General features: G+C 64.4%; 25 protein-coding genes, 1 tRNA gene and 1 pseudogene. 11 read left to right on the top strand and 16 right to left on the bottom strand.

Annotated features, from left to right (window positions below):
* Window position 1: 1 nt before the first annotated feature.
* The 4 genes and pseudogenes from OG496_RS37570 to OG496_RS37555 all read right to left on the bottom strand — a co-directional run bounded on the left by OG496_RS37570 (window position 2) and on the right by OG496_RS37555 (window position 4,882).
* A complete protein-coding gene (locus OG496_RS37570; protein WP_318018838.1) occupies window positions 2-1,294 on the bottom strand; it encodes a homoserine dehydrogenase in 1,293 nt (430 codons plus the stop codon).
* A 154-nt stretch (window positions 1,295-1,448) separates the two neighbouring features.
* Window positions 1,449-2,840, bottom strand: a complete 1,392-nt coding sequence (gene lysA, locus OG496_RS37565) for a diaminopimelate decarboxylase (RefSeq protein ID WP_405974037.1) — start codon at window positions 2,838-2,840, stop codon at window positions 1,449-1,451.
* 63 nt (window positions 2,841-2,903) lie between these two features.
* Complete coding sequence (nrtL, locus tag OG496_RS37560) at window positions 2,904-4,097, bottom strand: ArgS-related anticodon-binding protein NrtL (RefSeq protein WP_405974036.1); 1,194 nt, start codon at window positions 4,095-4,097, stop codon at window positions 2,904-2,906.
* Window positions 4,098-4,341: 244 nt separating this feature from the next.
* Window positions 4,342-4,882 (bottom strand): annotated as a pseudogene (locus OG496_RS37555) (response regulator).
* Between the two features lie 164 nt (window positions 4,883-5,046).
* On the opposite strand from OG496_RS37555, the gene OG496_RS37550 reads away from it, so the two are divergent.
* Window positions 5,047-5,118: transfer RNA gene (locus OG496_RS37550), tRNA-Arg, on the top strand.
* A gap of 247 nt (window positions 5,119-5,365) precedes the next feature.
* Here OG496_RS37550 and OG496_RS37545 read toward each other — a convergent pair.
* The 8 genes from OG496_RS37545 to OG496_RS37510 all read right to left on the bottom strand — a co-directional run bounded on the left by OG496_RS37545 (window position 5,366) and on the right by OG496_RS37510 (window position 10,872).
* Window positions 5,366-6,757: a tyrosine-type recombinase/integrase gene (locus OG496_RS37545; protein ID WP_405974035.1), complete on the bottom strand. Its 1,392-nt coding sequence runs from the start codon at window positions 6,755-6,757 to the stop codon at window positions 5,366-5,368.
* On the bottom strand, window positions 6,754-6,957 hold the full coding sequence (locus OG496_RS37540) for a helix-turn-helix transcriptional regulator (RefSeq protein ID WP_405974034.1): 204 nt from the start codon (window positions 6,955-6,957) through the stop codon (window positions 6,754-6,756). Before OG496_RS37540 ends, OG496_RS37545 begins: the two co-directional genes overlap by 4 nt.
* Window positions 6,947-8,308, bottom strand: coding sequence for a replication initiator (locus tag OG496_RS37535; protein WP_405974033.1), 1,362 nt, complete (start codon window positions 8,306-8,308; stop codon window positions 6,947-6,949). Before OG496_RS37535 ends, OG496_RS37540 begins: the two co-directional genes overlap by 11 nt.
* On the bottom strand, window positions 8,305-8,562 hold the full coding sequence (locus OG496_RS37530; protein WP_405974032.1) for a hypothetical protein: 258 nt from the start codon (window positions 8,560-8,562) through the stop codon (window positions 8,305-8,307). The genes OG496_RS37535 and OG496_RS37530 overlap by 4 nt, the downstream gene beginning before the upstream one ends.
* Window positions 8,563-8,666: 104 nt before the next feature.
* Window positions 8,667-8,957 carry a hypothetical protein gene (locus OG496_RS37525; RefSeq protein WP_405974031.1) on the bottom strand — a complete coding sequence of 97 codons (291 nt, stop codon included), beginning with the start codon at window positions 8,955-8,957 and terminating at the stop codon, window positions 8,667-8,669.
* Between the two features lie 44 nt (window positions 8,958-9,001).
* Entirely contained in the window at window positions 9,002-9,196 is a 195-nt protein-coding gene (locus tag OG496_RS37520; RefSeq protein WP_019060840.1) for a hypothetical protein, read from the bottom strand.
* 12 nt (window positions 9,197-9,208) lie between these two features.
* Window positions 9,209-10,531, bottom strand: a complete 1,323-nt coding sequence (locus tag OG496_RS37515) for an FtsK/SpoIIIE domain-containing protein (protein WP_405974030.1) — start codon at window positions 10,529-10,531, stop codon at window positions 9,209-9,211.
* Window positions 10,531-10,872 carry a hypothetical protein gene (locus OG496_RS37510; RefSeq protein WP_405974029.1) on the bottom strand — a complete coding sequence of 114 codons (342 nt, stop codon included), beginning with the start codon at window positions 10,870-10,872 and terminating at the stop codon, window positions 10,531-10,533. The genes OG496_RS37515 and OG496_RS37510 overlap by 1 nt, the downstream gene beginning before the upstream one ends.
* Before the next feature lie 204 nt (window positions 10,873-11,076).
* Here OG496_RS37510 and OG496_RS37505 point away from each other — a divergent pair, with 204 nt between their 5' ends.
* Both OG496_RS37505 and OG496_RS37500 read left to right on the top strand, forming a co-directional pair.
* Window positions 11,077-11,817, top strand: coding sequence for a GntR family transcriptional regulator (locus tag OG496_RS37505; protein ID WP_405974028.1), 741 nt, complete (start codon window positions 11,077-11,079; stop codon window positions 11,815-11,817).
* A gap of 349 nt (window positions 11,818-12,166) precedes the next feature.
* Window positions 12,167-13,123 carry a hypothetical protein gene (locus OG496_RS37500; RefSeq protein WP_405974027.1) on the top strand — a complete coding sequence of 319 codons (957 nt, stop codon included), beginning with the start codon at window positions 12,167-12,169 and terminating at the stop codon, window positions 13,121-13,123.
* A gap of 452 nt (window positions 13,124-13,575) precedes the next feature.
* On the opposite strand, the gene OG496_RS37495 is transcribed toward OG496_RS37500, so the two are convergent.
* From OG496_RS37495 to OG496_RS37485, 3 genes are all read right to left on the bottom strand, one after another.
* Window positions 13,576-14,352: a hypothetical protein gene (locus OG496_RS37495; protein WP_405974026.1), complete on the bottom strand. Its 777-nt coding sequence runs from the start codon at window positions 14,350-14,352 to the stop codon at window positions 13,576-13,578.
* A 305-nt stretch (window positions 14,353-14,657) separates the two neighbouring features.
* Window positions 14,658-15,821 (bottom strand): TIGR02391 family protein, encoded by a 1,164-nt coding sequence (locus OG496_RS37490; RefSeq protein WP_405974025.1) that lies wholly within the window; start codon window positions 15,819-15,821, stop codon window positions 14,658-14,660.
* A gap of 493 nt (window positions 15,822-16,314) precedes the next feature.
* Window positions 16,315-17,277: a restriction endonuclease gene (locus OG496_RS37485; protein ID WP_405974024.1), complete on the bottom strand. Its 963-nt coding sequence runs from the start codon at window positions 17,275-17,277 to the stop codon at window positions 16,315-16,317.
* Window positions 17,278-17,870: 593 nt separating this feature from the next.
* Here OG496_RS37485 and OG496_RS37480 point away from each other — a divergent pair.
* From OG496_RS37480 to OG496_RS37455, 6 genes are all read left to right on the top strand, one after another.
* Window positions 17,871-18,197 (top strand): hypothetical protein, encoded by a 327-nt coding sequence (locus tag OG496_RS37480; protein ID WP_405974023.1) that lies wholly within the window; start codon window positions 17,871-17,873, stop codon window positions 18,195-18,197.
* A gap of 374 nt (window positions 18,198-18,571) precedes the next feature.
* Window positions 18,572-18,823, top strand: a complete 252-nt coding sequence (locus OG496_RS37475) for a hypothetical protein (protein WP_330282271.1) — start codon at window positions 18,572-18,574, stop codon at window positions 18,821-18,823.
* Between the two features lie 221 nt (window positions 18,824-19,044).
* Window positions 19,045-19,386: a hypothetical protein gene (locus OG496_RS37470; RefSeq protein WP_405974022.1), complete on the top strand. Its 342-nt coding sequence runs from the start codon at window positions 19,045-19,047 to the stop codon at window positions 19,384-19,386.
* Window positions 19,387-19,690: 304 nt separating this feature from the next.
* Window positions 19,691-20,446 (top strand): hypothetical protein, encoded by a 756-nt coding sequence (locus OG496_RS37465; protein WP_405974021.1) that lies wholly within the window; start codon window positions 19,691-19,693, stop codon window positions 20,444-20,446.
* 38 nt (window positions 20,447-20,484) lie between these two features.
* Entirely contained in the window at window positions 20,485-21,462 is a 978-nt protein-coding gene (locus OG496_RS37460) for a ComEC/Rec2 family competence protein (RefSeq protein ID WP_405974020.1), read from the top strand.
* Window positions 21,463-21,504: 42 nt separating this feature from the next.
* On the top strand, window positions 21,505-21,717 hold the full coding sequence (locus OG496_RS37455; protein WP_078651339.1) for a KTSC domain-containing protein: 213 nt from the start codon (window positions 21,505-21,507) through the stop codon (window positions 21,715-21,717).
* Between the two features lie 289 nt (window positions 21,718-22,006).
* Here OG496_RS37455 and OG496_RS37450 read toward each other — a convergent pair whose 3' ends face one another.
* Window positions 22,007-22,459: a helix-turn-helix domain-containing protein gene (locus tag OG496_RS37450; RefSeq protein ID WP_405974019.1), complete on the bottom strand. Its 453-nt coding sequence runs from the start codon at window positions 22,457-22,459 to the stop codon at window positions 22,007-22,009.
* Between the two features lie 666 nt (window positions 22,460-23,125).
* Here OG496_RS37450 and OG496_RS37445 point away from each other — a divergent pair.
* Both OG496_RS37445 and OG496_RS37440 read left to right on the top strand, forming a co-directional pair.
* On the top strand, window positions 23,126-23,467 hold the full coding sequence (locus OG496_RS37445) for a hypothetical protein (protein ID WP_405974018.1): 342 nt from the start codon (window positions 23,126-23,128) through the stop codon (window positions 23,465-23,467).
* Between the two features lie 826 nt (window positions 23,468-24,293).
* Complete coding sequence (locus OG496_RS37440; protein ID WP_405974017.1) at window positions 24,294-25,316, top strand: hypothetical protein; 1,023 nt, start codon at window positions 24,294-24,296, stop codon at window positions 25,314-25,316.
* The last annotated feature ends 229 nt before the right edge of the window (window positions 25,317-25,545 follow it).

The raw sequence follows: 25,545 nt of genomic DNA, 5'->3' as shown, positions 1-25,545 counted from the left end.
GTTACTCTCCTTCAACCCGCATGATGCTGGCGACACCCCGCACGGTGTCGAGCTTGCGCAACGCCTCGACGGTCCCGCCCAGGGCGGCGTCGGACGCGCGGTGCGTGACGACGACGAGGGATGCCTCGCCGTCCTTCCCCTGCTGCCGAACCGTATCGATCGAGACACCGTGCTCGGCGAACACGGTGGCGACCTGTGCGAGAACACCTGGTTTGTCGGCGACGTCGAGGCTGATGTGGTACCGCGTGACGACCTCGCCCATGCCCGACACGGGCAGTCCGGCGTACGCCGACTCGCCGGGCCCGGTAGTCCCGTTGAGTCGGTTGCGGCACACGGCGACGAGGTCGCCGAGCACGGCGGAGGCGGTGGGGGCGCCGCCCGCGCCGGGGCCGTAGAACATCAGCTGCCCGGAGGCGTCGGACTCGACGAACACGGCGTTGTAGGCGCCGCGGACGGAGGCGAGCGGGTGGCTGAGCGGGATCATCGCGGGATGCACGCGCGCGGTGACGGACCCGCCGTCCTCGGCCCGCTCACAAATGGCGAGCAGCTTGATGGTGCAGCCCATGTTCTTCGCGGAGGCGAAGTCGGAGGCGGTGACCTCGGTCATGCCCTCGCGGTAGACGTCGTCGAGACGCACGCGCGTGTGGAAGGCGATTCCGGCGAGGATGGCGGCCTTGGCGGCGGCGTCGAAGCCCTCGACGTCGGCGGTGGGGTCGGCCTCGGCGTATCCCAGGGCGGTGGCCTCGTCGAGGGCCTCCTGATAACCGGCGCCGGTCGAGTCCATCTTGTCGAGGATGAAGTTGGTGGTCCCGTTGACGATCCCGAGCACCCGGTTGACCTTGTCACCGGCGAGGGACTCGCGCAGCGGCCGGATCAGCGGAATGGCACCGGCGACGGCGGCCTCGTAGTACAGGTCCTTGCCCTGCTGCTCGGCGGCGGCGTGCAGCGCGGCGCCGTCCTGGGCGAGCAGCGCCTTGTTGGCGGAGACGACGGAGGCGCCGTGCTCGAAGGCGGCGGTGATGAGGGAACGGGCGGGCTCGATACCGCCGATGACCTCCACCACGACATCAATGTCCCCGCGCTTGACGAGGGCGGTGGCGTCGGTGGTGACGAGGGCGGGGTCGATGCCTTCGCGGACCTTGGAGGGCCGTCGTACGGCGACGCCCGCGAGCTCGACGGGTGCGCCGATGCGGGCGGCGAGGTCGTCGGCGTGCGTCGTCATGATGCGCGCCACCTCTGAGCCGACCACTCCACAGCCCAGCAGCGCCACTTTCAGCGGACGCGTACGCATCATCCGACCTCGTTTCCTCATACCGTCATCGGTTGGACCAGTCTCACTCACCGGACGGGAGTTTCTATCCATGGTCCGGATCGTGAGACATCGATTTCATTTCTAGGGGGGTGGAAGACCGAAGATCTTCCACCCCTCTTTCTCTCATCCGGCTCACTCAGCCGACGTCGAGCCGGAGCAGGTCCTCCTCCGTCTCCCGGCGGACGATGACCCGCGACTCCCCATCCTTCACGGCGACGACCGGCGGCCGGAGCACATGGTTGTAATTGCTGGCCATGGAACGGCAGTACGCACCCGTGGCCGGTACGGCGATCAGGTCACCCGGTGCCAGGTCCCCCGGCAGGAACGCGTCCTTGACCACGATGTCCCCGCTCTCACAGTGCTTGCCGACGACCCGGGCGAGCATGGGCTCGGCGTCGGAACGCCGGGACACGAGAGCGACGCTGTATTCGGCGTCGTAGAGCGCCGTCCGAATGTTGTCGGACATGCCCCCGTCGACCGACACATACGTCCGCAGCCCGTCGAGGGGCTTGATGGTGCCGACCTCGTAGAGCGTGAAGGCGGTCGGCCCGACGATGGCGCGCCCCGGCTCGACGGAGATACGAGGAGTCCGCAGCTTCGCGGAGTCGCACTCACGGGTGACGATCTCGGTGAGCGCCTTGGCGATCTCGTGCGGCTCGCGGGGGTCGTCATCGCTGGTGTAGGCGATCCCAAGCCCACCACCGAGGTCGATCTCGGGCAGCTCGACGCCGTGCTCGTCGCGCACGGCCTTGAGCAGCCCGACAACGCGATGGGCAGCGACCTCGAACCCGGACATGTCGAAGATCTGCGACCCGATGTGACTGTGGATCCCGATGAGTTCGAGCCCGTCGAGCTGAAGAGCGCGCCGCACGGCTTCGGCGGCCTGCCCGCCGGCCAGCGGAATCCCGAACTTCTGGTCCTCATGGGCGGTGGCGATGAACTCGTGCGTGTGCGCTTCCACGCCCACGGTGATCCGGATCTGCACGCGTTGCCGCTTACCGAGGGACTGCGCGATATGAGCGACCCGCACGATCTCCTGGAAGGAGTCGAGAACGATCCGCCCGACACCGGCCTCGATGGCCCGGTGAATCTCGTCCGTGGACTTGTTGTTGCCGTGGAAGGCGATGCGGTCGGCGGGCATCCCGGCGGAGAGGGCGGTGGCGAGCTCACCACCGGAACACACGTCGAGATTGAGCCCCTCCTCGTCCAGCCACCGCACGACGGCACGGGACAGGAACGCCTTGCCGGCGTAGAAGACGTCGGCGTCCTGCCCGAACGCGGTACGCCAGGCCCGGGCGCGCTCCCGGAAATCGGCCTCGTCGAGAACGTAGGCCGGAGTGCCGTGCTGCTCGGCGAGCGTCTTCACGTCGATACCGCCGACGGTGACGACACCGTCCGCGTCACGACTCACAGTCTGCGCCCACACCTTGGGGTCGAGTTCGTTGAGGTCGGCGGCCGGGGCGGAGTAGTGCCCCTCGGGCAGAACGTCGGCGTGACGGGGACCGGCGGGATGTGCGGAACGGCTCATGTCGTCTTCTCTTCTGTCTCTTCCTGGCGCTCTGATCGTGCGGTGTCTTGTCGGTCCTGGCGCTCAGAGGTGTTCGGGGGCGTCGATGCCGAGCAGGGACAGGCCACCGGCGAGCACCGCCCCGGCGGCTTCGGCGAGCGCGAGCCGGGCACGGTGGGCGGCCGAGGGTTTCTCGTCACCGAGCGGAAGCGTGGAGGGGAGGAGAGGGAGGGTGGCGTCGGCTACGGCGATCAGGTGACGGGCGAGCAGGTCGGGGACGCGGTGCGCTGCCGCGCGGGCGAGGAGGCGGGGGTGGTCGGCGAGATGGGTGAGCAGGGGCGCGGCGAGGGGGGTGGTGTCCTCTGAGGTGAGGGGGGCGGCGTCCTCTTGTAGGTCTTGTTGTACGTCTTGTTGTACGTCGCCGGGTGCGGCGGTGAAGCCGAGGTCGGCGGCGTTACGGCTGACGGCCCGGGTGCGGGCGTAGGCGTAACGGACCCGGAAGAGGGGGTTGCCCTCCCGCTGCGCGAGGTGGTCGGCGGTGAGGCGGGGCCGGTCGTGGGCGGCGGGGTGAAGGAGGGCCCAGCGGGCGGCGTCGCGGCCGAGGGAGAGGAGTTCCGCGGGGGCGGGGGCCGGGACGGGTCGTACGTTGACGTCGAGCGGAGCCGGTGCCGCCGGGGTCCCATAGGCATCGACTTCGACACCGAGGACCGCCACCCACTCGGGCTCGGGCCGGGCCTCACAACTGGTACGGACGAGGGAGCCCTGCGAGCGCAGGAGGCGGGCGACGACCTCCATGACGACGAGGGCACGGGGCTCGTGGGGGGCGTGCAGTTGCACGAGGTACGGGATGGAGGTGTGGCGGGCGAGCGCGTTCGGGCTGCTGGAGGCGGGGTGGCCGGCGGGGGCGTCATGGCTGATGCGGGCCGCGGCCTCGTCGACGAACCCGTACCGCGGTCCGCGCCGCAGGATCTCCTCGACGAGGGCGGTGGACGCCGTACTCCCGAGGCTGATGTTGAGGAACCCGGGCCCGGTGATCTCGACACCGCGGACGCCATGGGCGCCGACGAGATGCGGCCGCAGCAGTTCGGCGACACGGCGGGGGGTCTCCCCCGCGGGCCGGGCGAGCTGGAGGGCGATGTTGGTGGCGTAGTCACCCCACCCACCGGCCCCCGGCACGGTCACCGACACCTTCTCCGGCACGACGACGCGCAGCTCCCCGTCCTCGACAGCACGACGCACCGCGCGCAGCACGGTACGGGAGAGCTCGACGGGGGTCACGGGACAAGCGTATGGGAGGAGGGGGGTGGGTAGGCCAGCTGGTTTGTCCGGGGGTCCGGGATGTGGACGCGGAGGGGGTGGATCGGGTTGGGGTGGGACGGGTACGGGGGGTGACGGCAAGGAACGGGCCCTGCGTCCGCGGAGGGGGCCTGTATAGCGGAGGTGGGCCTATATAGAGGGAGCAAGTAAGGGGACCTACAACTGGCGGTGGCGACAACTGGCGAGCCGGGAGGCAGTCTCGGCCTCAGCCGCCGCTACGCCCGCCCCGCCCAGCCCGCTCACCCTCACCGGCGCCGCCACCGAAGGCACCACCGATGGAGAGGCCATCGGCCGGCTCACACGGGTCCCGCGGCTCACGCCGCCCCCGCTCGATCAACTGCCCTACAAGAGCGATGAGTTCGGCAGGTTCGAAGGGTTTGGCGAGAAACGCGTCGACGCCGACATCGAGCCCGCTCTCGACCTCGTACTGGGTGCAGGCGCTGACGATGGCGAGGGGCAGATCACGGGTCCGGGGATCGCTGCGCAGCCGAGCGGCGGTACGGAGCCCGTCCAGCCGAGGCATGACGACATCCAGGGTCACGACATCAGGCCGCACTTGATGAATCACGTCCAGACACTCGGCACCATCGGCCGCGGTCACGACCTCGAAACCCTCCAGTTCGAGATTGACCCTGATCAACTGCCGGATGACCTTGTTGTCGTCCACAACAAGCACCCGACCCGACGCGCCTGGCACAACTCCGAGAGTAGGTCCGGACCGGCCACCGCGTCCGGGTTTTCCCCACTTCCACCCCCTGCGAGCGACGCGGCCCACCTCCCCGCCCACCTCCCCGCCCACCTCCCCGCCCACCTTCCTGACCACCCCCCTGATCACCGAGAAACCTGTTCATGGACACCCGCAAGGAGCTGGTAGGGTTCTACCCGTCGCCGCGATCACCGCGACGGACACGCCCCCGTAGCTCAGGGGATAGAGCAACGGCCTCCGGAGCCGTGTGCGCAGGTTCGAATCCTGCCGGGGGCACCCTTTATAAGGTGCCTAAAGACCCCGCGATCAGCGCTTTAGCTGAAGACGGGGTCTTCGCGTTTGTGCAGGCGACTGCCGCCGAAAGCAGCCGTTTGCCAGTGATCACGTTGTAATAGCGTGTTGATCTTGAGAGGCTTCGCCGCAGGTCACACACCGCTTTCAGCTTCCTCAGCGTAGTGGTTCGGGCATGACGAAAGCCCCGGATCTCTCCGGGGCTTCGCGTCGATCGGTCCTGCGGACCGTTTCACTTTTCGGAGGTGTCGCCCTCCTCTCCCAGACCCTTCAGAATCCGGTCGTTCATCTCTTGCTCCTGGCCGTCGATGCACTTGGCGTAGATCTTGAGCAAGACGTCGACCGAGTGGCCAGCGCGTGCCGCCACTTCCGGTGCGGGCACACCGGAGTTGAGCCACTGGGACACGCCGGCGTGCCGCAGGTCGTACGGCCGGAAGGCGAGCACCGAGGAGACCTGGTCCGGCAGGAACGCCAGCTCTCGCGTCTGCTTCCACACGCGCGAGTACGACGAGGCCGCTACGACGTTGCCCCGCTCACTGGCGAAGAGCCGACCGTCCTTGGCAGTGCCGAACTCCTTCAGATGCTCACGGAGCAGGCGTACCAGCGGAGGCGGGATGGGCACGATGCGCACCTCACCCTCCGCACGCTGCTTCAGGCCCCGCCGGTCGTGCGCCTCCCCGGAGTCCGTCCACGCCTTGCCTGCCGTTGGACGCGTCTCGGTCAGCTCGATACGCCCCCAGCCCGAGGCCGGGAGTACGCAGTCCGACCGACGCAGGCCGAGCGCTTCACCGGGGCGCATGGCGGCGTAGTACAAGCACCCGAAGAAAGCGCGCAGCCGTCGACCGCTCGCCCGCTCGTAGCCGCCGACGTACGTCACCGCAGCCAGCAACTCCCGCGCCTGCCGCGGATTGACCACGACTCGGCGGTCGACCTCTTGCACCGCCCGCTTGCCACGCTTGCGGCGCACTCGGCTCAGCGGGTTGGACTGAAGAAGCTCCAACTCGACTGCGTACTCAAGCGAGTTGAACACAACTGCTCGCCGCCGCCGATACGTCTGCGTGGCCGCGGGCTTGCCGTCCAACTTGCGCCCGAGACCGTCGATCAGCTCATGCACGCGAGCGATCTCCAGCAACTCGGCCACAGGCAAAGACGCCCGTTCGATCCAGCGCACCGCCGAAGCGATCTCCTCCGGCCGCTCCCGCTCCCTCCGTGACACAGGAAGGAGGTACGAGCGCAGCGCACGCCGCACTATCTGCGGAGTTGGCCGTCCCCGAACCGGCTTGACCAGTACAGGGACGACCGTCGCCAACGCGTCGGTCATGCTGTCACGCTGCTTCGCCGACGCCTCAGACCAGCGCGCATCGATGTACTTGAGCGCCAGCTCCAGGTACGTCAGCGCCGCCTTTCCACCGCGCAGCGAGTCGGGCAGCCCCGACACCGTGTCGAAGGGCTCGCCCTTGTCGACGGCTCGCAACAGCTTGGCCCTGAAGCGGTCGGCCAGGGCCGACGTCTTGTACGAATCGCTGAATACTTCCCCGTCAACGACCCAGCGCACGAGGTGAGTTGGCTTCTTGGTCGTCTTGTTGACCGAGAGCTTCCACACGGAGACCTTGTACGACTTCACGACGCGGCCCCCTCCGCTCGCTCCGCCAACCAGTCGTTGAGTACGTCACGGCGAACCCTCAACTCCCCATTGGGTAAACGGATGCAGGCCGGCGCGAGGCGCAGTTCGCGCCAGCGGTAGAAGGTGCGACGGGAGATGCCGCCCAGTTCGTCGAGCACTTGCCGCACGGTGAGCAGTTCGGCCGTCTTCTCACGCGCCATGAAGACCACCGCCCTCCCGTACGGAGGCCGCCAGGAGAGCCGCCTCCGGCGAGTAGCCGCGCCCTGCATAGCGCCACTGGCCGACGGTGACGGTTGTCCGCCCGCTGATACCGAGCGCGGTCCGCTGCTCCTCCGCACGGTGTTCTGCACGCGCCTCACGGAGTGCGGTCAGAGTCGTCGAGTAGCGCCGTGACTTGGTGGAGAAGTGGCCGCCGTAGCCGAGCATGTGGGCCCAACGCCGCAGCCCCAGAGGCTCGAAGGGAGGCAGACCGCCCAGCCACCAACACGTACTGATCATGCGGAGGACGTGAGCCCGTACCGGCAACATGACCAGTTCCCGAGCCTGGTGAATCCGGCCGTCGACCGCACCGGCGGACTCGGCACCCTTCGTGGCGTACTTCGCGATGTAGCCCGCAACAGCCGCGGAGGTTAGCCGCTCCCCCGCTCCGAACGCCGCGATGGGCCGCACGTCGACCTGTCCGCCGAACCGCAGCACGCGAGTGCCGACGACATCCACGCCAGGAGCGATGAGCCGCACGCGACCGACGACCGCCTGTATCGCGTCCATCAGCAGAGCCGTTGTGGCCCAACCGGGCGGAGCCGAGGCAGGTCCGTCCGGCCCGTCGAGGCGGATCACGGCATGGAAGTGGACCAGGCCCCGCCGCTGGTACTCGGCCACCTTCGCGTACGACAGCCGGGCCACGTCCGCGAGTTCGGTACGGGACAGCCCAGCGCGCCGGGCGATCTCGCGACGCAACTCCAGCGCGAACCGGTGCCAAAGCTGACCGGCGTACGCCTGCCAGAGGACAGCCCCGGCGTAGTCGTAGCAGCGCGGGCACAGAGGCTCACCGAGACGGGGCTCACCCTCTGCGTGCCGCTCATGGCATCCGACGGGCGAGCCATGCGGGCAGCACTCCCCCACCTTCCGGGGGCGGCATGCCCGTACACGCCCCGCACGTTCACGACGGGTGTGAACCGGGCCGAAGCCGGGAGCGGTAAGGGTGGCGAACACCCGAGGGTGCCCACTCACCGACTCCGTGACGTTCTTGCCGCCGACCAGCCCAGCCCGGATCAGTTGATAGGTGTCGGCTCGGTAGAGGCGGGAGCAGGACGGGCAGACCGACGCGCGCCGGTTGCCGCATGCAGTCAGGAGTCGACCGCCGTAGACGTCCGATGCGTACGAGAACAGGGCTTCGCCCGTAGTCGTGTCGACGACGGTTGCCCCGCCGACCAGGTGGATCGGGTTGGTGCAGCCGGCGAGGCTGACGATGTTGCGCCGCCAGGCCGCGAACTCCGGCGCTACTGCCCTGGTGAGCAGGGCAGCAACGTTCTTCGGCAGGGGTGCGGTCATTGCCGACCACCGCCTCCGAACGCCTGCCCCATCACGGCGGCGATTGCTTCCGTACGGGTCTTGGCACTGAATCGGAGTGTCGGGTCGGTGAGCCAGAGTGCGGCGGCGTGTGCCGGGCACAGACGCCGCTCGAAGCCGTCGAGCCCGACGAGGACGATCTGTTCCCGTCCGTCGCAGGTCGACACCTCGGAGTCGACGACCCTCAACTCGCACTCGGGCAGAGGGGATTTGCGCGAACGATGCGCGGTGGACAAAGTGTGAGTACTCCTTTCACTGCTCATGTGGCGGATGGAGTGGGTTCCTGACGGGGTCGGGTTTGGCGACTTCGCGCCCCGTCGGGAGCCCGTCAAACGGGCGATCACTGTTGTTCCTTGAGCGGGATCGCGACGACGCTGTACGCGATCGGTCCGAAGGTGCGGCGTGCGTCGTAGTAGCCCTGGCCGAGGTCCTCCACCGAGGCGCCGAGCGGAGCGGCGACGTGTTCCGCTCCCTCCCTGCGAGCGATGGAGTCGGCCGCGTCGACGAAGACGCCGAACGACGCGTTGCGCGGTACGAGGACACTGGGGTTCGCGGTGAGGAAGTCCGCCAGCTCCCGCAGGCTGGCGATGAACGCAGCCCGGTCGCCGGAGCGGATTTCGTACGTGGACATGGCTCGCCCACCTCTCTGTTGTTCGGACATCGGGTGAAGTCGCTTCAGAAGCGGAGTTGGCCGAGGAAGCCGCTGACCGCGACGAGGACCGCCTGAACCACCGGCGCGGCCACGGTCTTTGCCACCAGGAAGCCGAAGGTCCCGCAGAGCAACGTGTCCGCCCAGCGCAGGTAGCGGATGCGCAGCAGGAACCAGATGAACAGGCCGAGCAGCAGGACGGCCGACATGGACACCAGCACGACAGTCCCCTCTCACTTGGCCGCGGTGAGCAGCTCGGGCAGGACCGGAGTGAGGTGCGCGTACTCGGCCGCGATGACTTCCGCGTCCGCCTCGGTGACCAGGTGCGAGCGGGCCCGTTCCCAGCCGTCGCCGGAGGCCAGCACGGCCGTACCCGCTTGTTCTGGGGTGATGGCCTGTGCAGCCTTGAGCGCGTCGGGATTGAGATCTCCGAGCGCCATTTCCGCCGTACCGGGATCGGCGACCCGGTGGCACACGCGTCCGCCGAGTTGGGCACGCAGTGCCGTGACGCCCGGCCCCAGGTCGGAGCCGACCCGTTGGCCGGCCACTACGAGGAACACCCCGAGCGCCGCGCCGAGTTGGGCAAGTCGGATCAACGCCGTACCGGCCGCGTGCGCTTCGTCTTTCTCGTTGCGGCTCGCGACGAGGAACAGTTCCGCGATCTCGTCGACGATCACGACGACGGGAACAGGGCGTTCCTCCTCCGACAGACCCCAGATGTTGCGTACGCGGGCCGCCCGACAGACGGTCATGCGGTCGAGGGTCAGGTCGACGAGCGCCGCCAGGAGCCGAACTGCTTGCTCACGATTGGTCGCCAGCGCGGACAACCGGGGCTCGTAGAGCGACAGTTCCATGCCGCCCTTGCAGTCGATGCCAACGAGCGCGACCGGTTGCGGAGCCAGGCCCGCTACGAGTGCGTTGATCAACGTCGACTTGCCAGACCGGGTAGCACCGACAATCAGCCAGTGCGGCACGCGACGCAGGTCGATGACCCAACCGGCACCGGTCTCCAGCACGCCCACAGCGACCCGAAGCAGTTGAGCGGGCCCGCGCTGCTTCGGCAGTCGAGGAGCGGCGAGCGGATCGGCCACCGAGGCGGCGATCCGTACGACTCCCGGCCTCCAGGAGGTGACCCGCACCCCATGGACCTGCCAGTCCTCCGCCATGGCGGGCCCCGCCTTGACGAAGTCCTCGGGCACCTGGCCCGGCAACAGCCGTACCAGCAACCAGAATCCGCCGCCCGTCGGGCGTATGAGCCCGTGCCGCGGGACACGCGGTTGAGGCGGAGGTGCCCCGTTGCCAACGAGCCCGGACACCACGGTCAGCGCCGGCCGACGGCTCACGGCGAGTCCGCACCCGGCCATCAACGGCCGCCAGGTGCGCACCACTTGGACGATCATGACCGGGAAGCCGAGTAACAGCCACCAGGCCACGGGGTAGCGGCGGCGCAGGGCCGGGCCTGCGAGAAGCAGACCCGACACCAGCACTGCGGCCACCACCAGAACCCAACTCGGCCAGACCGTCCCGGCCGAGGAGGTGGAGGAGGCCAGCGTCATCACTGCCCGGCCCCCTTCCCCGCCGGAGCGCTCAGGGGCCGGATCTCCGCCGCACGGAATGCGACCCCGTGCCGCCCGTCGTTCTCCCAGGGCGTGGCGACCAAGTCCCGTACGGCCACGGGCATACCGAGCTGCACACCGGCCGGCTCACCGGCGACGCTCACGTTCACCACGTCCGCCGATGCTCCGGCCATCAGGCAAAGACCGACCTGGAACACGGTCTTGCCGGTGTCTCGGTCAACACGAAGCTGACCGGTTTCACGATTCGCAACCCGCGGAGCCGGGGCTACGGCACAGATGATCCCCGTGAACTTCGCGGTGTCGATCGGAAGGCTTGCCACTGATCTGAACTCCTCAACTCTGGCACCCGAAGGCCAATCCTTCGGGTTGCTAGACCACCCGTAGTACGGGTGGCTGGGATCCAGAGTGCGACCCGTAGTACGGGTTGTCAACCGTCTTGTGATGAGAGAGGCTGTCTACGCACGTGGGCGAACTGTCCACACAGACGCACAGCCGAGAGACGATCACGGCTACGGAGGGCCCGCATGCCGCCGAAGAACACGCAGCCGAAGTATCGGCAGATCGCCGACTACCTGCGCGAAGGCATCCTGAACGGCACCTTCCCCGCCGGCCAACCGCTCCCCTCCGAGGAGGCGTTGGCGAAACAGTTCGGCGTGACGCGTCCCACAGTCCGTCAGGGCCTCACAGAGCTACGGGCATCCGGCCTGGTCGAGGTGATCATGGGCCGAGGCACATTCGCCCGCTCACCCCAGAGCCGCCCAAGCCTCACACGCCCACGCGGCGTGCGCCTGGCCCCCGACGGCCGGTACATGGAGGCCGACGGCATCCAGTGGACGAACGCCGAGCCACCGGTAGCCACTCGCACGGACGCCCCCTTGACATTGGCGGATCTCCTCCGCATCCCGCCAGGGGAGCCGATGTTCACACACGACGCCTTGCAGACCGCCGACCACGGCCGCCTCCGCCAACTCCACCGCACCTACGTGCCGTTCTCCGTCCTGGTCGACACGAAGTACGAGGAGGAGGCACCGCCGCCGGCGCCGGGACTCTACGTCGCCCTTGCTGCGCTGGGCCACGAACTCCACTTCACGGAGTACGTCCGCACCCGCATGCCTCTTCCGGACCAAGCCCAAGCCCTCCGCCTGCCCGAAGGTGTCCCACTCCTGCATGTCATCCGCGTGACGTTCGCAGAGGGAGACAAGCCGCTGGCCCTGGAGGAGTTCCACCTTCCCGGTGATGACCTGGAACTGTCGTTCAGGCTGTAGCCCGAACCTCAGTTGGCTCAGACTTTCTCCACGTCATCAAGGCGGCTCGCTCCGCTCCCCGCGTGCGGCACGGCCCCCGGCCGGGCCTGCACTCCTGTCTCCGCCCCGCTCCAGCCCGGCCGGCGCCCGTGCCGCACGCACAGCAACGAGCCGAAGGCAACTGCTTGCCTCGCCCGTCCAGACACCCGCCCGTAGCCTTACGCGTCTCCGCCTGCCGCGCTGTACGTCCGTTCTCGAAACCCCTGCACCGCTGCCGAGTTGGCCCGTGCCGACGGTACTCATGATGAAATCTTTGGATCATCCGCCTGGAGGGTGCGGCCCTCGAAGGCGAAGCGAGGGAGGACCGTACGTGCAGCAATTCTTCTTCTCTGCGTCCAAGGAGTTCGGAGCCGAAGTAACTAGGCTTCTCGACTTCGTTCACCCGGCCACCGTGGCGCTATGGAATTTGCGCTGGCAGGTTCAGGGGTTCGTGGCTGCGACTGGAAATGCCACTGACGATGATCTTTCGGACCGATTCGGCAGCGGCTCCGGATTTCCGGCGCGGAACCTCAAGAAGTCCTGTATTGAAACCCCCTGGGCCGATCAGATGGAGCAGTTCGCGCAGATCGTCGCGGCCAACGTCATCGCACTCTATGAATCTTGGGCCGAGGAGGTCTTCAAGAATCAGATCGGGATGCATGGGATGCACCACAAGTGGGTGCAGTTCCCGAGTCGAGGGATCAACGGGCGCCAGGAAAAGGGTGTGCGTGACGTCCTCGCTGATATTCACAGTGCAGGGGTATCTCCCGAAATGCAGTCGGCATTCTTTCCGGTCTACTCGGCAAGCAAGTGGAATAGTTTTGCGCACCTTGATGAAATGGTTGTGCTATATCGATACCACAAGGAGATCAGGAACTCGTTCATGCACTCGGGCGGTAGGGCCAGCAAGCTCGCAGAGGATGCCTGGTCCAACGCTTCGGGACTCACTCGGGCCGATGTTGGCGGACGAAGAAATCCCATCGTGACGCAGGTGACCGAAGGGCAGCGGATCGCGTACACCATGGAGCAGGCGAGTGACCTTGCCGCTGTCATCATCCGCTTGATTCACAGCATCGACGCAGAGCTCTCATCCAGCGCGTATGGCGAGCAGTACTTCCTCAACGCCTGGAGCTCTTGGAGTGAGCTCGCGAAGTACAAGGCGCTGCCATCCGACCCTATCCAGCGCGATAGGCGGATCGCGAAGATCTGTCGGAAGGTTGGATTTGTGGCGCCTGCAGACCCAGCGGCAGTGATCGCCCTCGGCCGTAGCGTAGGCCTTGTCAACTGACTCCTCGACTGCCGCAGGCGTCAGGTTCGAGAAATCAACCTGTGCAGAGCGAAGTTGGTCAGTTGAGGCGGGTGAAGGGTGAGAGTAGGGGGCCTAACTGAAGCTCGTCATATGGTCTTGCCGACCTCAGGTTCGACCCAATGAGTCGAGTGCCGCATGGGAGCTGCCACTGTCAGAACGCTGCCTCCGGCGGGGGATCGGCCGGCACCGGAATGGAGGGGCGCCGTTCCCGACTGCGGGTCCGTAGTGGCGTGCGTGGAGTGCTTCCGTCCCGTCCGCCGTCGACCCAGGCAGAGCCGAGCAGGCGCGGTCCACGGCGTCCAGGTCGTTCGCACAGTGGCGCGCTCCACCTGGACGCCATGGACCGCGCCCGCTCCACGGTGTGTGGGTCGACGGCGGACGGGATGGGAGCTGGGGAGAGTGGTGGGTTAAGGAGGCCGTGAGCGTGAGGCCTACTCAGGCGAAGAGATTCGTCGAGTTAGCTCCTGGATCTTGGTGTCAAGCACCTGATCGTCTTGCTCATCGACCCATCGCACAACGGCAGTGGGGAGAGTCGAACTCACTTCTCTAACTCGCCGGGGCAGGTCGGTTGGAAGCGGCTTGTTCGTCACGACAAGCAAGGCGTCGACGCCTGCCGGAGCCGGAGGAATGCGAGCGCTGGATGCGTCCAGGACCATCCTGCGGAGTTCGAGCCCACTCAGGGGGGCGCTACCTCCCTTGACCTGCACACCAATAGTGCCGTTGGGTGTTGGCACTACGGCATCCAGTCCCATATCACCAGGCCCACCAGTAAACGAGGTTGTGGGGTACTGGCGGACCAGTCGCTCGATCACCTCTCGCTCTAGAACAGCTGCAGAGACGTGAGCTACGAAAGGGTCGCGGGAGGCCCCGGGATCAACCGTGGTCAGGACCTGGAGAGCTTGCCGCGCATCTTCTGGCGATTCTTGCTCGATGCTCGCCGCGATCTGACGTCGCCGACGTGTCATGAAGAGCTCGTAGTCCTGGTAGCGAGCACGCGTGAGAGGCGACCCATTGATACCCATGATCAGAAGCACCACGCCCACGAGCAGGAGTGCCACTGAACCGGCCTGATTGCTGGTGACAAAAACTGCAGCAACGCCCGCCCCTGAAAGCGCAGTCCCTGACAGCGACGCCCCCAAGCGTTCCCACTTAGAGAGGGGCGCCGCATCAAGTTCAGGGACCTCTGGCGTATCTTCTGCAGCTGGCACGCACCCATGCTAGCGATCACAGGAAAGCCAGTACGCCTTACTGTTCAGATCGCTTCCTTGGAGGGCGTGACCGGCTCGCCCGACTTACGTACTACAGGCAGAACACTCCACTGCGAGGTGATCCACCCGTGGCGCCCCAGGCCGTGCCACTCTCGTGCCAGAACGGACAGGGACTCACGGGGAATCGAGGTACACAGGGGTGTGCCCCGCCGACTCGGCTCAAGACGGGGAACTCGCAGCTCACATGCATGATCGCCCCACCTCGCTCCTAAAGTGGTCGCGCTTCTAACGAGTTGGGTGCGTGATCACTGCGCCGACTCGGCCTCCACGTCGGCGGCCTTCTGGCGTTCCGCCTCCTCGATGTCGAGGCGCCGCATGAGGAAGCTGGCGAACGCCAACATCTCGTCGGCCTCGTCGCGGTCGTCCGCCTCATCCGGACCATGAGCCCGAGGGTTGCGCAGTGCGCCCACAGAGCCCATGAACAAGAAGTGCATGCCCTTCCGCTCGCTGTCCAGCGAGCCTGGGCTTGTAGACCGGGTCACCTTGATCCTCGGTGGATTGCCCGCCAGCGCATCGCTCATCAGCGGCATGCCGACCACATGGCTGCCGAGCAGCGTCTGTATGCGGTACTCCACTGCCCGGTATGCACTCATCACCGCGTCGTTGTAGGAGCCTCGGGCGTACCGCTCGGCAGCGACCTCCGCAATCAGGGGGTGCAGGACGCACTCGACCGTCAGCGGCTTCGGTGACTCCTCGGCAGGGGCCGGGATGGCTGGCGTTCCTGGCGACCAAGCCGCCAGGTTGTGCGACGCGGGCTGAATCGAGAAGGGCCGATTGTTGGCCTCGGTCCGCTCGGGCCCCAAAACCTGCTCGCGGATGCGCCAGTAGTCCTCCAGCCGCTGCACGTCAGCGAACGGCCGGATGCCCCGGTCGAAGTTGAGCGACCAATCCAACTGCTCCGGGTTGATGCTTCCACCACGGAAGCAGGTTTCACGCATCCCGATCGCGGCGGCGGTAAACGCGGCCTCCGCGAAAAGTGTCTCGGCCGTCAGGCTCGGCGGGAGGCGGCACCCAATGTCTCCGGGCTGCATCCATGGCAGATCACCGCGGTCCGCGGGCAGCCAGGCAGGCTCCATGTCGGCCGCTGTCTGCACCATCTTGATGAATTGGTCGATGGCCAGTCGGGTGCCGGCGCAGTTCGCAGCGCCAGCGATGGTCAGGGCCAGATCCTGTGAGCCCTGCGGCAACTGCGAGAGGTCGGAGGCAACTCCGAGCACCAGTGCAGGACACAGCTGCTGTACGACCTCCTCGAACTGCAGGCCTTGCGCGTACAACGTGCGATCGATGTCGTCGAAAACCGGCCAGCGACGGTGCTCACTGAAGTACGCCCAGATCGCGTCGAGGAGGGCGTGGCCCTCATCTCCCGTCGGGCGCGGCATACCCTCTGGCGCGATGGTCCGAACGATCATGTGCTGCCCCCGGCGTCCTAGTTTGAGCGATTCCCGCAGGCTACTACCGTGCCTTGCCTCGTCGGTTGGGGTTTTGGCGCAGCCGATCACGAGCATCGTGCACTGCGAGCCGTGCTGCTACAGGGTGGCGGCGTCGGCGCTACCCGTGCATTCCCTCGCGTGCAGCAGACCACCTGCTCTGTGCACGGCTTGCGGTCTCCCACCGCCTGGCACAGAGCCAGACCGGGGGCGCATCGAGGGTGCCGCCCCTCAGACAAGCGCGGCAACGCTGGGCCGTCTCTGGGCCGTCCGAGGCCGCTCAACAGCGGCCGAAGTTGACCAACGACGACCACCAAGCACACAAGCCCACCGTCCCTGAACAGAGGAAACGCAGGTCAGCGAGATCCCTGGCAAGACCCAGGGCAAGAAGACAGGTCTTGACTAGCCCATGGGCTCGGTGAGCTGGCACGTCTGGCAGAGACGGTCGGCCAAGCTGTATCGCGGCCTAGTCCAGTCAGCAACTGCGCTTCTGGCGAGCAATGATTTGGTCAGCTCGCAAGTGCCAACCTGCACCGAGGTATTCGTTAAGCTGCTGAACGATTCGATGGCCATCAAGCAGAATCATGCGGTGTCGTACGGAAGATTCCATAACCAGTTTTTCCGCAGTCTCCGGCCCTCTCTCTGTGAAGCCAGAAACCGAAACAAGAACTCTCGACGTCATATTCTTATCCATCACAACAAACCCGAAGCTGCGAACAGTGTTGACGTCAACCTTCTGCTCCCAATTCTTGCACTCAATATAGATTTTCTCGTTGCCACGCTCCGCCTCAATATCTTTTCCCCCATCCTTTTGTCGAGGAGTAACGCGCACCGCATAGCCCATGGCTCGATAAAGGTCAGCGATCAGAAACTCAAGATCCCGTGGATCAAGGCTTCGCAGTAGTTTGATCTTCCGCTCGCGTTCCGTTCGCCCTTGCGTGATGTACCGATGACGGATCAGCGCAATAGCATCAGAGAGGCCGGCTTCCCTCCAGTCAGACAGCACCTGAAAGTGCGCCCTGAAGTAGGCTGACACCGCACCAAGGGCGTCACGTGGGGAGTCCGGGAGAAGATCCAAGACCCATGAAATCCCCTGCCAAACCGGCTCCGAACTCCTGCCAGCTGCCGCAAGTATGGCCCGGCTTTCATACTCGCTAAAGTGACGCATATCTGGCGCATCCGGATCCAATGATCGCGACGGACCCTTCGCCTTCAGAACTTGCAAGTGGATCTGATCAAGAATAGATAGATGAGATGGCCCGCCGAGCATTTTCCTGAGGATCGCTCGAACCTCCATCTCTGGCCACGAAGAAACCTGACTCAGATAGGCAGTTCGTAGCTCATCATCCGGAAAGGCAATTACGATGTAGTCGTCCGATGGTTGAGGCTTCTCGCCGCGCATAATGGCGCGCCATTCGTCTAATGTATATTCAGGCATTACGCACTCCCGACGCTCCGATATCCCCGAGATTGCTTAGCGAGTCTACTGTAGACCGAAGAACCATTAAGCCTTTACCACGAGATCCCTTTCCGGAGGAGGCGAGCTGTATTCTCGTCCTCAAAAAGACGCCCCTGTCCATGACTTACCCCAAACACAAGAAAAGGACGGCCATCCCAGGAGGCGGATGACGCGCGGGTTGGAAGGGCGAGAGACCGGAGAACCGGCCGCTGACCGAGCAGGTGCTTGCATGGCTGGTCACGTCCATGGGACGAGCAACCCCGATCAGCGTCGGCGCCTGCGGACACGTGGACGACGCCGAGAGTGCTGATCGCCCCATCCCACCCGTAGAGGAGTGAGACAGCTTCCCCCCGCACGCCGTCTCAGTTTCCGTCTCATTCAGCGCCGTTCACGGCCGTTCAGGCAAGACCAAAGACGGTAGCCGCCCCCACGGCCGGACGGCCATGAACGCAGGTGAACAGCCCCGTCCGAAGCCTCTTCACCTAGCAACACAGTTGGAAAGCGTGTTGGTGGGACGGATCCGAGTTGGACACAGCGGGAGAGTGTCAGACCTCGATGACAGTGTGTACGGCATGGAGACACACATTGCACCTGACAGCGGGGAAGAGGAGCATGCCGTCATCGCACACTTCCGGCTTGCCAGTGACGGTTTCGGCGCTGCCGATCAGCGCGAGCGAATCTACGAAGCCGAACAGGCGATGGAGGAAGCAGCCGAGATTGCAGGCGTCGGGGAGGTCGACGGGAACGAGTTCGGAGGAGGCGAAGCTGCCGTGTACGCCTACGGACCCGATGCCGATGCTCTGTTCAAGGTCCTGGAGCCGACTCTGCGCAGTCTGCCGTTCCGACCGGCGCACGTCATTCTCCGGCGGGGCAACAACGAAACACGTGTGGATCTGTAGGCCGGCCGAGTAAGGCGAGACGCCGACGAACGCACCACAAGCGCACCAGATATGGCGGGGACCAGCGGGGAACCACGGTGAAGGACGCCAGGCCTGGCGTGGCCGAACCGCAGACTTTCGCCCAGGTCAGCGTCCCAACCAGCCCCAAATGCCCGCAGCTTCCCAAGCTGATGGCTGCATGCCGTCGTCACGGACCGGCCGTCGCGACTTGCTCAGGTCGACGACAAGTCCGATAACGTGACTGAGGCCGGTGGGGGTGCAGCGACACACGCGCGCCTGATCATTCGGCGCACCCGCCGTCGTGGCTGACTTTCGTCGGCTAGGGCCCCCGGAAGTGCGGTTCTCGACCAAGGCCTAAGGGTAATGACGTCGACGTGAGCGATGACCACAAGGAAGACCTACGCAGTCTCGTCAACGCCTTGGGCGCCAGCATCCGTGACACGCACTACCAGTCCGCGTACGACGCCGCCGCGAACATCTGCTCCAGCATCTTCGACACGATCCCTGAAGCCCTCCACGACGTCGTACACCAGGCGGTCATGGCCGGATACGCAGCCGCCCTCAGCGACCTGGAGCACGGCAAGCTAGACGACCAGGTACGAGAGCGGGCCGAGATCATCGAGTAAGACTCCGCGCAGCGGGCCGTCTCAGTTTCCGTCTCGTTCAGCACCGTTCACGGCCGTTCAGGCGAGACCTGAAGCTGTCTCCACGCCGGCGACTGACCGCCCATGAACCCAACGGACTTGACGCCGGGTCACCTGAAGCCTTCGAGCTCGTTTCCGTCACCGTAGATGGCAAGTAGCGTCCAGTCCGCCGGAGTAGTCGGAAGGACGGCCAGCTCTTCAGCGTGAGCCTCGGTGACGAGGTGCAACGAGGCGAGCAGGTGTCGCTGGCGTACACCTACTGCGTCTTGGTTCAGCAACACGGACACGTACTGCACCTCGATCTCGCTCAACCGACCAAGGACTTCACGGCTGAACTTTGGTACGGCGATTGCGGTATCCGGCATATGAACGTTCTGGACTACCTGTCTGGGCCGCGACAGTCGCGAGTGGCCGAACTGGCCGCAACCGACCCATCACCAAGCGTTCAGGTGGCATATCCAGGCTGGACGTTTCCCAAGGGAGGCGTGGCCTTCGTGTGGGTGTTGGAACGGGAGATGCGCGCGGTCACTGGTCGACAGAAGTGATCACGTTCGGTCAAGAAGGAGGGTGGTCTACTCCTTTTGTCTGCCCTGAGTCTGACGGAGCGTGAGGAGTTGTCGGCCTGTGCGGCTACTGTGTGTGCGGTAGTTGGCCGAAAGCACGGGGGTGCAGAGGCCGTCTCTTCGTGTGATGCGCCAACGCGCCTGGAAGCCAAGGAACCGACGTGCGATACGAGATCGACCTTCTCTCGATCGAGGAGGAGCTCAAGGGCAGCGACGCCACAACCGTTTGGTGTGGCAGTGGGTGCAGATGCCGCCGTGTGCAGATTGCCGCTGGGGGTGCCTGACCGTGGTGTGGCTCGACGAGTACGAACGCCGGGCGAGACTCATACCGGGACTGTTGGCGATCTTTCCATTGGCGATCCTGCTCTCGGTGCTGAGCTTGCGCCAACTCCCCACGGTCTCTTACGCCATGGGCGCGGCGGCCGTCATCGGTATGCCCGTAGTAGTGGCCGACATAGTTCGTCAGCGTGGCCGGAAGACCGAGAAGACCCTTTGGGCCAGCTGGGGCGGCGCGCCAACTACGGCCTGGTTGAGGCTGCGGGATTCCTCGGACAACGAGGTGCAGCGGGACCTCTGGCGCAAGGCAGTTGCGGAAGTGTCTGGCGTAGAGCTTCTGAGCCTACGGGCTGAGCGTGCGAATCCATCGCGAGCCGACCAGGCGATTGCAACCGCCGTCGGCCAGGTGCGGGATCGCACGCGGGACACCGCGAAGTTCAAGCTGTTGTTCAACGAGAACCGTAACTACGGGTTTGCGCGCAACTTGTACGGAGTTCGCTGGATTGGTCGTGGCATCAGCCTCGGCGGAGTCATGGTTGTAGGCGCCTACATGGCATGGGTGTCGCTTGGGCGGCACCAGGACGGCATTACAGCCGAGAGCCTGTTCGGCGTGGCTTCGTGCCTCGCATTCTTTGTCTACTGGTGTGTTTGGCCGTCTCCAGGGCGGGTGCGAGAAGCGGCCAACAAATACGCCCAGCAACTGTTGCAGTCTGCGGTCACTTTGAAGGGTGAAGCTCCTGCGGCTGCGTCGAATCCGAACGCGTAAGTGTGCATGACCTTGAACGGAGTAGTGGAACACCTGTGATGAAGATTCATTTCCTAAATGTGGGGCACGGAGACTGCACGATCGTGGAGTTGCCCTCGGGCAGGATCATGATGATCGACATAAACAATTCTAAGAGCCTGCCCGAAGCGGATGAAGAGGCATTGGCCGAGAGTAGCGGGGTATCGCTTTATGATTTCCGCTACCGCCGATCTCAGCTAGTCAAAGGAGAGTTTCGCTCCTGGGAGGACTACTACAAGTCCTTGCTGGTCGACCCAGCTGACTACTTTAAGGACAACTTCTCGGGCAAGAGCCTCTTTCGCTACATCCAGACACATCCCGACATGGACCACATGAGCGGCCTGCATCGCCTCTTCTGGCAAGACAAAGTTGCTGTTGAAAATTTCTGGGATGTAGACCACGAAAAGGAGTTGGAGGAGTCTGGATTCGACAAGAGCAAGTATGCGTATGTCGACTGGCTGGTGTACAAGTGTCTGCGTGGCGGAGTTGGTCCGGACGACACTAAGCAAAAGGTGCTGAATAACCTGCGAGGGGCTTCAGCTCAATACTGGGCTGATGACAACATCGAGATCCTGTCGCCAACGCAAGAGCTGATCAACGGCTGTTCTGTAAGCGGCAGCTACAACGACTGTTCCTACGTTCTGAAGCTCACGCATGCCGGCCGTACGGTGATCCTGCCGGGCGATGCCGAATCGGCAGCTTGGAAGTCAATCTTGGACACCCCTGGGGAAGAGGCGATCAAGTGCGACATCCTCAAGGCATCGCACCATGGCCGGGAATCCGGCTATCACGAGGAGGCCGTCGAGGCCATGTCGCCGGAGGTCGTGATCTGCTCGGTCGGCAAGAAACCCGGGACCGATGCCTCCGACGAGTACAAGGGCCACGGTGCCAAGGTGCTCTCAACCCGGTACAACGGCACTATTACCGTCAAGATTTGGGATGACGGCGACGTGTGGGTGCAGAACCACAAGGGGGAGGACATTCACACGATCGACTAGGGCAAGCTGAAGCCAGACAGGTGGATATCTGAGGGAGGGATCTTGCAGCGACAGTCCGTCGCCTCAAGTAACGTTGCTTCTGTGGGCTATGCCCTTGAAGGTTCGATTCTTGAAGTTGGGTTCCATAGTGGAACCGTGTATCAATATTACGGTGTTCCGCAGTCGGTATATACCGCATTCATGAATGCTCCAAGCAAAGGCCGCTACCACGCTCGCTTCATCAGAGACAGGTATCGTTTTCGGCGAGTGGCGTGAGGGGGTTACTCGCTCCCTCGCTTGCTTCTACGCTCGCCTCGGCTCTGGGTACTTGCTTCAGGAGCGGCCTCGTTTACAGTTTCCACTCCCGTGGCCTGCTGCCCGAGGATGCCCGCAATAGCAGTCCTCCGCTCCTGGAATCGCTTCTCTTCGGCGTCTAACTCAGCCATGGCTTTCTGTTGAACGGTCTCGTCTTCCAGGGTCTTTACGACCTACATGTATTGGCGTGAACAGATTAGCCCCATTGATCATGCGAAAGACGGGGCTAATCTTGACGTTCACATTCAGGCTAGTAACGGCCGCTGCGGTCCCGCATCTCCACACCGGCCCGCTTGAGTTTCTTGCTTACCGTACTGGCGCAGACATCGAGTTCCACCGCGATCTGCCGTGCACTCCAGCCTTGCTCGTAGAGCTTCTTGGCCGTGGCCATCCGTGCCGGTGTCATCTTGACCTGTGATCGCTTGGCCACTCCCGCCCGCGTCACGTGCTGGTCGACAGTCTGTCGATGTAGGCCGTCACGCCGAGACAGTGCGCTCAACGTTGCGCCTTGCCGGTACGCCTCCACCAGCTCCGCGACCTCGTCCGGCGACAGCTTGCGGTTCTCCTTGATCTCCGTCGCCACGGCAGGGTCGGCAACGACAGGTTCCCCCTGCACACGCACCTCTGCACCGCGCCTCTCCAGCACCTTGATCAGGCGCAGCAGGGGTGCACTCGGGTTCGAAAGGGAGTCGGCCAGGCGCACCAGGCAAAAAGCCCCGGACCGATCATGGTCCGGAGCCTGTGACATCCACCATAATTAGGTGCATGGATCTTGGAGGGATAGCCGCCGTAGTCGCAGCCGGATTTACGGCTCTGGGACTTCCAGCGACGTATCTGCAGGCCAGAGCAGCCCGATGCGCTGCAGACAATGCGGTAGAAGCGGCGAAAATAGCCGCTTGTGCCCTACACGCCGAAGCGCGTCGCACCGCCCAGAGACAGGCCTACGTAGATCTTCTCGTAGTAGCAGACGGGTTCGAAAAGGCCGCCGTGAGCATGGCATGGTGTGCTTCGCTTCCGCCAGGGTCCGCAGCGCGTGAGGATGCAGAGACCAGGCTGAATGATGCGCATACAGCTCTGGGCAAGGCCGCCAGCCTGGTCGGATTGGACGCGCCCGAGGCGATCATCCCGCTGGTGGAGCGACTCAAGCATGTTGCTGACGTAGGTCTTCTCTCCTCCCAGAGCGAAGAAGACGTCGAGTGGCCAACCGACGACGGGATGGTGCTCGGGAGCTATGTCCCCGCGCTGTACAGGCGTGCTCGGCAAGCGTTCGTAGATCACGTGCGACATTCCCTCAACGCTGACGTGAGGCAAGCGAGCGACTCTGTTCGGCAATAGTGGCTGTGCAGCAACGCAGCACGTCATCTGCGGCATGGGGATTGATCTGGAGCTGCACTCGTCACGGCCAGTACGCAACAACTGGCGCAAGTCCCGCGCAACACTCCTGCGGAGCTCCTTCGGGCACGGCGACGCACTGACCGATGCACTCGGCTCGCTCCTGCTCCTCGGAGTATCCGGGAGACTCACCGCCGTCGATCCGTACGGGGACACGTTGATGCACGAGCAGGCGGCCGCGGCCGCCCTCAAGGAGATCCACGGCTTGAGGCGGAGTTCCGCTGATGAGCGTCAGTTCGCTGCGCTGGACGATCTCACAACGATGATGGAAGAGTGCGCGGCTACCCCAGGCAGCTACTTGTGGTTCGCGGGCGACTGAAGCTCCCGCCAGCTTGCCGGGTGAGTGTCTAACTGCGTGACAACGCTGACGAACACCGGCGGACGAGCGCGGACGCCAGCGGACCGTCAACCCAGCTGAGAGGCACACCAGCCCAAGGCAGAGCCCCCACCCAAGTTGCTTCGGAACGAAGAGGTCGCCGTGCCACAGCCGTGCCAGAAGCAGGGGTCAGCAGCGGTCAACAAGGGTGGCTAGCAGGTGCATCCGTGCCCGCTAGTGCTCTGAGCTTCCCAAGCTGATGTCTCCGTAGGTTGGACTCCGTAGTTCTCGTGGGTAGTTGCCCCAATCGCCCCCTCCCCGCGCGGGCTCTGCCAAACTCCGGTCATGGGGCGTTGCGCTGGCGTGACACGGCAGGGACGAGCGTGCGGAAACCCGGCCGGATGGATGGGCTACTGCCATCTGCACGGTGGTGGAGGCCGACGAAGCCGAAGCCCACGTGTCTCTTCTCCTCCCCGGCTTCCGCGCATGCCGGCGCGTCCGGAACCGCAACCGCAAGGCAGGCGGAGAGGCTGGCTGCGATGGCTCTTCATGAATTGGTTCGAGCACTGCGTAACGCGATAGGCCAACGCTCGTGACGGTGTTGGCTGGGCCGTCTCTGGGCCGTCCGGGGCCGCTCGGCAGTGGCCAACGACGACCAATGATGACCACTCGCTCGCCTATGAGCACCGCTTTGACCAGCAAAAGCCCAGCTTCCCAAGATCCCCGACAAGACCCAGGGCAAGAAGAAAGGTCTTGCCTCAACCCTTGAGACTCCACCGACCTCTCCGATCCGGCCGCGCAGGTACTAGCTTTCCGGCAGAATCTCTCCGTGAGCATCGACTGGGGGCGCGTCGCCGAAGTACAGCGATTTATCATCGGCTTAGGGGTACTTGTAGCCATATGCCTGTGGGTTTACCGAATTGGGCAATGGGCTCTTTTCAGGATTCCCGCCTTTCGTGAATTCGCTTCCACTTGGAACATTCGCGTAGCGGAAGACGATTTTTCAAAAACGGAAATCGCTTTGCGCAAGCTTGGCTTGTCGACAATACCGCAGGGTCCCCTTCGGGAGGCAGGCAAAAAGAACGCGGCCTTCGTTCATGCTCGCTATAAAATTTACATATTTCTTTTGAGTCTGGGCGGCGCCGACCTAGTGAAATCTGCCATCAATTCCATCGATCACCAGCGAATTGAAGGATCGATGAAGGCACCCGCCCTATCCCTGGCGTGTGTGGCGCTGCCGCTGCTTATGTGGCGAGCACGAAGAAGCCCAGGTGTGGCAAGGTATCGTTTTCTGCTTTCCATAATGTCTGCCGTTGAGGCGTGTGAAGCAGTAATGGGTGCCCAGCCCGACGAACGACACAAGGAGCTTCGGCAACTGGACGATGCTTGTGCGACCGTTAGGCGATCGATTTTGAAGGTCCATCTCATTGCGGCAAGCACTGGACGACGTTCACCCAGACGTCAACGGGCGAAGCAGCATGCAGCACAGGTTGTCGCCAAATTGGAAATGGTCGAAGCCAAAATCGACAGTAAGGGGGATGGGACACTTCGCAGCCTTGCTGCCCTTTTGGTGAAAATTGGAAATAATTATGCGGTTGGCAATGCTAGTAACTTGCTTCCCGCCCAATCCTTACGTGGAGTTGAGGTAACCCCGAACCGCGAAGGGTTGCGAATGGCTGGTGTCATCTCCACTGCTGTCGCCGCATTGCTCCTCAGTACACTATTCGGGCTCCCTGATGTTGCGATATTCACAGTGACTGCCGCTGCTGCCCTCCTGGCATCTATCGCAATTTACGGGCCCAGGTCGGCCATTGCTAAATCCAGAGAACTCCTTGGCATCATCTGGAGATGAGCTTCGACCTCACCCACTGTGGCGCTCGACTGGACAGCAGGCGCCGAGCAATTCGTGCGCGTTCCTGAATGCGTTTACCTCTCCCTGATCCACGGGGCCTTTGAGTGAAGAGGGGTACGGCCCGCGGAGTTGGCCAACCTGCGCGCCGGTATGACGGCCGCTGCCAGTCACCGGAGGCTTCGGAGCTCTGGAATCGGTGCCGCCGAAGCAAGAAGTTGCGGGTGCCCAG

Origin of the sequence: Streptomyces sp. NBC_00988, assembly GCF_045162645.1 — a bacterium.
In the GTDB taxonomy this organism is placed as follows: domain Bacteria; phylum Actinomycetota; class Actinomycetes; order Streptomycetales; family Streptomycetaceae; genus Streptomyces.
Note: the sequence above shows the minus strand (reverse complement) of the source record. Positions and strands in the feature narration are given on the sequence as shown.